This window comes from Dactylosporangium sp. NPDC006015 (genome assembly GCF_040614215.1).
Taxonomy (GTDB): Bacteria; Actinomycetota; Actinomycetes; order Mycobacteriales; family Micromonosporaceae; genus Dactylosporangium; species Dactylosporangium maewongense.
The window spans coordinates 1-7,640 of record NZ_JBEXUD010000001.1 but is presented as its reverse complement, the minus strand read 5'-3'; the positions used below and the strand labels follow the sequence as shown (position 1 = coordinate 7,640).

6 protein-coding genes are annotated in these 7,640 nt (G+C 70.7%); 5 read left to right on the top strand and 1 reads right to left on the bottom strand.

Annotated elements, in window-relative coordinates:
* Window positions 1-828: 828 nt before the first annotated feature.
* Window positions 829-2,391: a PucR family transcriptional regulator gene (locus tag ABZ321_RS00030; protein WP_354887977.1), complete on the top strand. Its 1,563-nt coding sequence runs from the start codon at window positions 829-831 to the stop codon at window positions 2,389-2,391.
* Window position 2,392: 1 nt separating this feature from the next.
* Here ABZ321_RS00030 and ABZ321_RS00025 read toward each other — a convergent pair whose 3' ends face one another.
* A complete protein-coding gene (locus ABZ321_RS00025) occupies window positions 2,393-3,397 on the bottom strand; it encodes a hypothetical protein (RefSeq protein WP_344502899.1) in 1,005 nt (334 codons plus the stop codon).
* Between the two features lie 53 nt (window positions 3,398-3,450).
* Between ABZ321_RS00025 and ABZ321_RS00020 the strand changes: the two genes are divergently transcribed.
* The 4 genes from ABZ321_RS00020 to ABZ321_RS00005 all read left to right on the top strand — a co-directional run.
* A complete protein-coding gene (locus ABZ321_RS00020) occupies window positions 3,451-4,719 on the top strand; it encodes an aspartate aminotransferase family protein (protein ID WP_344502898.1) in 1,269 nt (422 codons plus the stop codon).
* A 352-nt stretch (window positions 4,720-5,071) separates the two neighbouring features.
* The gene (locus ABZ321_RS00015; RefSeq protein ID WP_354887974.1) at window positions 5,072-6,085 is read left to right on the top strand and encodes a MurR/RpiR family transcriptional regulator; all 1,014 of its coding nucleotides are present in this window, start codon (window positions 5,072-5,074) and stop codon (window positions 6,083-6,085) included.
* Complete coding sequence (locus ABZ321_RS00010) at window positions 6,082-6,834, top strand: SIS domain-containing protein (protein ID WP_344502896.1); 753 nt, start codon at window positions 6,082-6,084, stop codon at window positions 6,832-6,834. The genes ABZ321_RS00015 and ABZ321_RS00010 overlap by 4 nt, the downstream gene beginning before the upstream one ends.
* 21 nt (window positions 6,835-6,855) lie before the next feature.
* Window positions 6,856-7,640, top strand: a 785-nt coding sequence (locus ABZ321_RS00005; RefSeq protein ID WP_354887971.1) for an extracellular solute-binding protein, incomplete at its 3' end; no start/stop codon positions are given.

Genomic DNA, 7,640 nt, shown 5'->3' with positions numbered 1-7,640 from the left:
CGGTCCGAGAGGGTGCAGCGGGCCTGACGGTATGTGGCGGGTTCGAGGGTGCGGCGGTCCGAGGGTGCGGCGGTCCGAGAGGGTGCAGCGGGCCTGACGGTATGTGGCGGGTTCGAGGGTGCGGCGGGCTCGCGCAGGGCCGGCGGGCTCGGCCTGCGACGCGGTGAGCGGCAGGGCTGCTCCTGGCGAACTGGGAAGCCCGCTTTCGGCAGCCGGGGCGTACTGGGCACGCCGCCGGCAAGGCTGGCTCGTGACGGTCGTTGAGGCTGGGGCAGGGCTGTGGGCGACCGGGCGACCGGGCGGACGGGGTGGCGGGCTCGCGCAGGGCTCAGGCTCGATGTTTGCCGGGGCTCGACGAGGCCGCGGCGGGGGCTCGCGAAGGTTCGACGGAGGCGGGCTCGATGACGGCATAGGTGGCTCGCGCAGGGGGCGATCAGGGCGGGGCCTCGACGGGAACACAACGAAACTCGCGCAGGGGTCACGGTGTCCGCGGGCTCGATGATGGCAGAGCTCGGCGAAGGCGCGGCGGGTTCGACGGGGCAGGGCTCGATGACTCGCGCAGAGGCGATGAGGGCGGGCGCTCGACGAGGGCGCAGTGGGCCTCGCGCAGGGATCTTGGGGTCCGCGGGCTCGACGAGCGGGGAGGCTCGACGAACGCGCGGCGGGCTCGGGCAGGGCCGGCGGGTGCGACGGGAGCGCGGTGGGTTCGCGTGGGGGCGACGGAGGCCGGGGGCCTGGGCGGGGGATGGGGGCGACGGCTCGACGAGGGCGAGGGCGTGGCGGCGGGAGCGGTCGGGGGTGCGGTGGGAAGTTGTAGCATCCGCGCTGATGTTCCCGTCCGTGCGTGAGGTGCTCGAGCTCGACCCGGTCCGTAACGGTGCGCCGCGGGTCGTGGCGGGGGAGCGTGGGCTGGATCAGGCGGTGCGGTGGGTGCACAGCTCCGAGGTGCCCGACATCGCGACGCTGCTGCGGGGTGGGGAGCTGATCCTCATCACCGGGATCGGGTTGCCGCCTGATGATGCGGGGTTGCGGCGGTTCGTGGCCGAGATCGCCGACGTCGGGGCGTGCGGGCTGGCGGTGGAGATGGGGCGGCGGTTCGAGCAGCGGCTGCCGGCGGTGATGGTGCGGACCGCCGAGGAGCTCGGGTTTCCGCTGGTCGAGCTGCACCGGGGGACGCCGTTCGTGCTGATCACGCAGGCGGTGCACGGGATGATCGTGGATGCGCAGCTGGCCGAGCTGCGGGCGACCGCCGAGATCCACCAGCGGTTCACGGACCTGTCGGTGGAGGGGGCGGCGCCGGCGGAGGTGGTGGCGCAGACCGCGGCGCTCGCGGGGGCTCCCGTCGTGCTGGAGAACCTGTCGCGGCAGGTCCTCGCCTACGACGCGGCGGGCGGGTCCGCGGAGCTGCTCCTGGCGAACTGGGAGGCGCACTCGCGGGCGGTGCAGCCGGCGGGGCGCACCGGGCACGACGCCGGCAAGGGCTGGCTCGTGACGGTCGTCGGGGCGCGCGGGCAGGACTGGGGGCGGCTGCTGATCCGGCTGCCGGTGGCCCGGGACCGTGACGTGACGCTGATCGAGCGGGCCGCGGCGACGCTGGCGCTGGCGCGGCTCACCAAGAGAGACGAGCACCAGGACGCGCTGGAGCGGCAGGCGCAGTCGGCGCTGCTCGTGGCGCTCGTGGGCCACACCGCCCCGGTGGCGGACGTGATCGTGCGGGCGAAGGCGCTGGGCGTACACCTGGAGCGACGGCAACTCGTCGGGGTGGTGCTGCGTGGGTGCTCCGCCGGGGTGGCGGCGCGGGCGTTGCGGGACACGTCGCTGGCCGGGCTCGCCGGGGCGCTCGACGGCGATCTCGTCGGGGTCCTGCTGGCGTTGCGGGCCGCCGAGGACGAGCCGGACGCGCTGCGGCGGCTCGCGGTGCGGGTGCGTGAGCTCGCCGGCGGCGCGGTGGTGGTCGCGGCGGGGGAGGGGGTCGCGACGCCCAGGGAGGCGCGCCGTTCGCTGCTGGAGGCGAGCCAGGTCGCGGTGTCGGTCCGGCGGCCGGCGGCCGGACCGGGGGACGTCGTCCGCCTCGCCGACGTGGGCCTGCCGGGGCTGCTGCACATGCTGCGTGACGAGCCGCGGCTGCAGACGTTCGTGGAGCGGGAGCTCGGGCCGCTGCTCGCGCACGACGCCAGGAACCCCCGCGAGCAACTGTTGGGTGTGCTTCGGGTGTACCTGGAGTGCGGGCGCAACAAGTCGGCGGCGGCGGAGCACAGCCACCTGTCACGGCCCGCGTTCTACGAGCGGCTGGCCCGCATCCGCAGGATCATCGGCGCGGACCTCGACGACGTGCAGGCGTGCCTGTCGCTGCACGTCGCGCTGCTGGCCCTGGACGCGCAGCGGGACTAGCTCACTGCATCGACAGGTGTACGTGGTTGTAGTGGTCACCGGCGGGGGTGCCGTCGCCGCCGTACGACTTCCAGCCGCTGCTGGGCTGCCAGATCCGTTTGTACCAGATGACGTACTTGACGCCGAGGTTCTTCGCGTTGGCGACGCACCACGCGGCGAGCCGGTTGCCGTAGGCGAGGTCGTCGCCGGTCGCCCGGGCGTTGACGAACGTGCTCTTGTTGGCGGAGAAGTCGCACGCCTTGCCGAGCGGGTGGTCGCCGCCGCCACCGCTGCGGTAGCACGACGTGTAGTGCGTGAACCCGGCCAGCCTCGCCTCGTTGTAGGCGTTGAGCATCCGCGGGGAGATGCAGTTGCCGGTCGTCGGGTCCTTGAGGCTGCAGGTCTCCTTCGGATACGAACCGTCGGAGTTGCGCGCGACCGGCTTGGTGGTGACCGTGCCGCCCGTCGGGGCGCCGGTGGTCGCTCCACCGCCGCCCGCCTTCTTCAGCGCGTCCTCGGCGGCCTTCTTGTTCGCCTCCATGACCTTCAGCTGGGCCTGCTGGTTGGCGACCGCCGCGGCGATGTCCGCCTTCTGCTGCTCCAGCTTCTTGCGGGTCTCGGCCAGTTCGTGCAGGGCCTTGTCGTCGCGGGAGATCATGTACTCGATCGTGGACATGTCGTGCAGCAGCTGGTCGGGGTTGTCGCTGCCGACCAGGACGTTGAACAGGCTGACGCGGCGGCCGCGGTACGCGGCGCTGGCGACCGACCCGGCCGACACCTCCAGCTCGGCGAGGCGGGCCTGGGTCTTGCCCAGTTCGGCCTCGATCGCCGCCTGGTCGGCGGTCGACTTGTCCAGGCGGCCCTTGGCGTCGTTGTACTCGCCGAGCGCCTTGTCGAGAGCCTGACGGACAGTGAGGTTGCTGCCACCGTCCTCGCCGGGCTCGGCGGCCGCGGGGTCGGCGAACACGATCACCAGCATGCATGTGGTGACCAGGAACGTGAGGATCCGTCGCGGCGCCGTCAACATCGCCGGACAGCATATCGAAGCAGCGTGAAAACGCCAGCGCGAGAATGTGCGGTATGGATGACCTACTCCGCCGGCACCGGGGCGTCATGCCCTCGTGGATGCCGATCTACTACGCCGAGCCGATCGAGCTCGTCACCGGTAAGGGCGCAAGAGTCACTGACAGTAACGGTCGGAGCTATCTCGACTTCTTCGGCGGGGTGCTCACCAACTCCCTCGGCTACGACGTGCCGGAGGTCCGCGAGGCGGTCGAGCGGCAGCTGCGGACCGGCATCGCGCACACGTCGACGCTGTACCTGATCCGCCAGCAGGTCGAGCTCGCCGAGAAGATCGCGCGGCTGTCGGGCATCCCCGACGCCCGGGTGTTCTTCACCAACTCCGGCACCGAGGCCAACGAGGCCGCCCTGCAGCTGGCCACCAACCGGCGGCAGAGCAACACGATCCTGGCCGTGCGCAACAGCTACCACGGCCGGACCGCGGCGACGATCGGCGTGACCGGCAACCGGGCCTGGTCCGCGTCGCCGCTCAGCCCGTTCAACGTCAGCTACCTGCACTCCGGCGACCGGCTGCGTGGCGTGCTGAAGGGCCTCTCCGACGAGGACTACCTGCGGGCCGCCGCCGAGGACCTGCGCGAGGTCCTCGCCACGACCACGGCCGGCCCGGTGGCGTGCCTGATCGCCGAGCCGATCCAGGGCGTCGGCGGCTTCACCAGCGGCCCTGACGGCCTGCTCCGGGTCTGGAAGGAGATCCTCGACGAGCACGGCATCCTGCTCGTCTCCGACGAGGTGCAGACCGGCTGGGGGCGCACCGGCGAGCACTTCTGGGGCTACCAGGCACACGGCGTCACGCCGGACCTGCTGACCTTCGCCAAGGGCATCGGCAACGGCTTCGCCCTCGCCGGTGTGGTCGGCAGCGCCGAGGTGATGGAGTCGGTGCAGGGCATCTCGTTCTCCACGTTCGGCGGCAACCCGATCTCCACCGCCGCCGGCAACGCGGTGCTCGACTACATCCTCGACCACGACCTGCAGGCCAACGCCGCGCGCGTCGGCGGCATCCTGCTCGACGGGCTGCGGGCGGTGTCCTCGCCGGCCGTCGTCGAGGTCCGCGGCAAGGGCCTGATGCTCGGCGTGGAGCTCGTCGACGTCGCCACGACCAACGCGGTGTTCGAGGCGTGCAAGCGCGAAGGGCTGCTGGTCGGCAAGGGCGGCCTGTACGGCACGACGATCAGGATGGGCCCGCCGCTGAACCTGAGCGAGCAGGAAGCCCGTGAAGGGCTGGAAATTTTGACCAAGGTACTGACGGCGCATGGGAGCGCTTCCGACTGAGTGCGCTCACAAGCGGTGCAAAGGGCCGAACGGACCGAAAGGGTCTGTTCGGCCCTTCTTCATGAAAACCACCGATCACCGCGGCATCCCCGCTTGTAACAAAACGGGCTATATCTGCGGCTCACCCTGACGATCACCCGGTCGCGTCTGGTCTTCTTGGTCGGGTCGGCCAGCGCTCGGCGGCCGGGGTGCAGACACGTGTCGAACGGCTCTGAGCTGCACGTTTAGCTGTCTTTAAGATCCACTTCTTAGGTAACAGTTTGAAAACTTCGCCCAACTCCTTGACAAGAAGGGCCCCTCAGTAAGAACTTTTACCACTAACAGTTAAGGAACTTTGCTGAAAGGGAACGACATGGCATCTCGCGAGGAGCTCACGACGGCGGTGCACACCGCTGTCAGTGCCTCGCCGGTGTCGTCGATCCCGGCGGGCGCACCGTCCGGCCCATTTTCTGGCGCCGACGGCTTCCCGGCCATCGTCACCGGCGACAGCGTCCTGGCGAAGGTCCGGGCGCAGCTGCCCGAGCTCACCGGTGCCCTGCAGCGGGTCGCCGAGCTGATCCTCGCCGACCCCGCCGCCGCGGCCCGCTCGACGATCGTCGAGCTCGCCGAGCGCAGCGGCACCTCACCGGCGACCGTGACCCGCTTCTGCCGGGCACTGGGCTTCGTCGGGTACGCCGAGCTGCGCCTCGCCATCGCCGGTGAGACCGGCCGCGCGTCGCGTACCGGCGGCTGGACGATGGACATCGGCCGCGAGATCCAGCCGACCGACCCCCTCGAGCGTGTCCTCGGCCAGATCATGGCGGCCGACACGCAGGCGATGCACGACACCGCCTCGCTGCTGGACCTCACCGAGGTCGAGCGCGCCGCGGAGGCCATCGCCCGGGCCGACCGGGTCGACATCTACGGCGCCAGCGGCAGTGCCCTCGTCGGTGGCGAGATGCAGTTCTGCCTGCACCGCATCGGCATCGCCGCGTGGGCGTGGACCGATGTGCACAACGGCCTGGCCAGCGCGGCGCTGCTGAAGTCCGGCGACGTGGCGCTGGGCGTCTCGCACAGCGGCCAGACCCGCGAGACCATCGAGATGATCGCCGAGGCGAGCAGCCGGGGCGCGACCACGATCGCGCTGACCAGCTTCCCGCGCTCGCCGCTCGCCGAGGTCGCCGACATCGTCATGCTCACCGCGACGCAGGCGACGACCTTCCGGCCCGATGCCCTTTCCGCCCGGCACCCCCAGCTGGTGGTGCTGGACCTGCTGTACATCGCGGTGGCGCAGCGCACGCACGAACGCGCGCACGCGGCCTTCAGTGTCACCGCGCAGGCGGTCGCCGGTCACCGGTCGGCCAGTGGAAAAGAGGCATCCGCATGACCGTCACTGCCCATGGCTATGTCTCCGCGATCCAGACGGTCATCGACCGGATCGCCACCACCCAGGTCGGCAACGTCAGCCAGGCGGCCGACCACATCGTCACCGCGCTGCGCGCCGGTGGCCTCCTCCAGGCGTTCGGCACCGGGCACTCCGAGGCGGTGGCGGTGGACTTCGCCGGCCGCGCCGGCGGGCTCGTGCCGACGAACAAGATCCTCCTGCGGGACCTCGTCGTCTACGGCGGCCAGGACCCGCAGATCCTCGAGGACGAGAAGCTGGAACGCGATCCCCGGATCGCCGCCCAGCTGTACGAGATCGCCGCGCCGCGTCCCGAGGACGTGTTCGTGATGGCCTCACAGTCCGGGATCAACGGGGGGATCGTCGAAATGGCGCTGCTGATCAAGCAGCGTGGACACAAGTTGATCGCAATCACGTCGGTCGAGCACACCGAGCGGGTGTCCCCCAGGCACCCCTCGGGCAAGCGACTCGCCGATATCGCCGACGTCGTGCTGGACAACGGCGCGCCGTACGGTGACGCACTGCTGTCGCTGGATAGCGGCGGCGCGGTCTGCCCGGTCTCTTCGGTCACCAACGCGCTCATGGCGCAGCTGGTGGTCGCCGAGGTCGTGCGACGCATCGAGGCTGCGGGCGAGGTGGCTCCCGTCTACCTGTCCGCAAACGTCCCCGGCGGGGACGAGCACAACCACACCCTCGAGTCGCGGTACGCCGGACGTGTCCGGCGCACCGCCTGACCCGAACCGAGGAGACAGATCATGTCCGTTACCCCCGAGTCCCCGTCGACGCCGAACGCGCTCTCGCGGCGGACTGTCCTGCAGCGCGCCGCCGTTGCCGGCCTCGTCGCCACGCCCGCGGCGGGCTTCCTCGCCGCGTGCGCCGACAGCGGCAGCGACGACGAGCCGGGCACCAGCAACACCGGTGCCGTCAGCGCGACCAACCCGCTGGGTGCCCCCGAGGACCAGCCGATCAACGTCGTCATCTTCAACGGTGGCTACGGCGACAAGTACGCGACCGACGTGCACGAGCCGATGTACAAGAAGGCTCACCCGAAGTCCGAGGTCAAGCACCAGTCCAGCCAGGCGATCTCCACCCTGGTGCAGCCCCTCATCGCCGGTGGCAACGCGCCGGAGTTCGTGAACAACTCCGGCGAGAAGTCGCTGGACTTCGGCGCGCTCGTCGCCGACGGCCAGCTGCAGGACCTGACCGCGCTGTTCGACGCGCCGTCGGTCGACGACCCGACCAAGAAGGTCCGCGACACCCTGGTCCCCGGCACGGTGGACACGGGCTCGTTCAACGGCAAGCCGTACGTCCTGTACTACGTCTCGACCGTGTTCGGCATCTGGTACTCCGGCAAGCTCTTCGCCGACAACGGCTGGGCCGCGCCGAAGACGTGGGCCGAGTTCACCGCGCTGTGCGACAAGATCAAGGCCAAGGGCATCGCCCCCTACGCCTACGCCGGTGCCAACGCCGCGTACTACCAGTGGAACATCATCCTCACCAGCGCCGCGAAGATCGGTGGCGCGGACGTCCTCAAGAACAT